At 39.1% G+C, this 1550-nt stretch carries 1 protein-coding gene; it reads left to right on the forward strand.

Going from position 1 to position 1550, the window contains the following annotated elements:
• Positions 1-252: 252 nt before the first annotated feature.
• Positions 253-1515 (forward strand): IS110 family RNA-guided transposase, encoded by a 1263-nt coding sequence (locus G322_RS0119245; protein ID WP_022943279.1) that lies wholly within the window; start codon positions 253-255, stop codon positions 1513-1515.
• Positions 1516-1550 lie beyond the last annotated feature (35 nt).

The raw sequence follows: 1550 nt of genomic DNA on the forward strand, positions 1-1550 counted from the left end.
AATGCCTTATAGTAAGACCAAGCCACTTATTTAATAAAGTAACTTACTATTAGTTAAGTGGAACATGCTTCTGTTGGTTACGAATATTAAATGCCAAACACCTTAAATGTTTTTAACAAGACGTTCGAACCAACAGAACAACTCGCTTCAAAACGCATACTCAGGGATTGCCGACCACGACTATCTATAAGACCTGCGAGAAACGAGCTTTAAGCACATTCCATTGTTAACTTTACGCGGAGGAGCTTGAAAATGAAAGTATATAACGTTGATAATTTCGCAGTTTTAATCGGCATTGATTGGGCTGACAAAAAACATGATATCTGTGAACACCCCACCCACTCTGAAAAATACCACTACTCCGTTATTGAACATAAACCAAAAGTCTTGCACGAATGGGCAATGGACCTGAAAAAGCGTTACCCAAACCAAAAGATTGCTGTCGTTTGTGAGCTTCAAAAAGGCCCATTAATTTATGCACTCACCAAGTATGACCATCTTACTTTATTTACAGTGAATCCTTCAACGGTGGCCAAATACCGCAAAGCATTTACCCCAAGTGGCGCCAAAGATGATCCGTCCGATGCATTAATAGAAGTTGAAATACTCTCGCTACACATGGATAAATTATCGGTAATTGAACCCGAATCAGTCGCAATGAGAACCCTTGCACAACTGGTAGAGTACCGTCGTAGTTTAGTACAAGACGGTGTGGATTTGTCCAATAAAATCACTACTGCACTGAAGAATTACTATCCTTATGTACTTGAATTATTTGAAGAAAAAGACACCATGATATTTTGTGACTTTATTGAAAAATGGCCGTCACTCAGCAAACTTAAAAGAGCCAGAAAGCAAACGTTATTAGACTTCTTCAACAGCCATAACTCACATTATACCGACATCAATAACGCGCGAATTACCGGTATCAGAGACGCTATGCCATTAACTGAAGACGAAGGAGTGATAGTGCCAAACCAAATGTTAGTAGAAGTCTTCATCGCAGAATTTAGAGTACTATTAAAAGGCATTAAACAACTAGATAAAGCGATAAAATCAATTTACAAAACACAGAGCGACAAAGTGATTTTTGATAGCTTACCGGGTGCAGGCCCACAATTAGCACCACGATTATTGGTTGCGTTTGGCAATAATAGAGATCGCTACCATGATGCTTCTGAACTACAAAAATATGCAGGTATTGCACCTGTAATTGAACGTAGTGGCAAGCAGATGTGGACACATTGGCGTTATAGTTGCCCGACCTTTTTAAGACAAACATTTGTTGAGTGGGCAGGGTTTTCTATACGTTATTCATTTTGGGCAAAAGCCTATTATGAACAACAAAAAAGCAAAGGAAAACCGCATAACAGCATCATAAGAGCATTAGCGTTTAAGTGGATAAGGATAGTATTTCGTTGTTGGAAAACGAACACACCGTACGATGAGTCGAAATATTTAGAAGCATTGAAACGCAGAGGCTCACCGCTGTTAAAATTTGCAATAAATAGCTAATTATTACTGGCGGTCCACCTCAGGGCGTGTTGTTA

Source organism: Psychromonas hadalis ATCC BAA-638, assembly GCF_000420245.1.
GTDB classification, from domain to species: Bacteria; Pseudomonadota; Gammaproteobacteria; order Enterobacterales; family Psychromonadaceae; genus Psychromonas; species Psychromonas hadalis.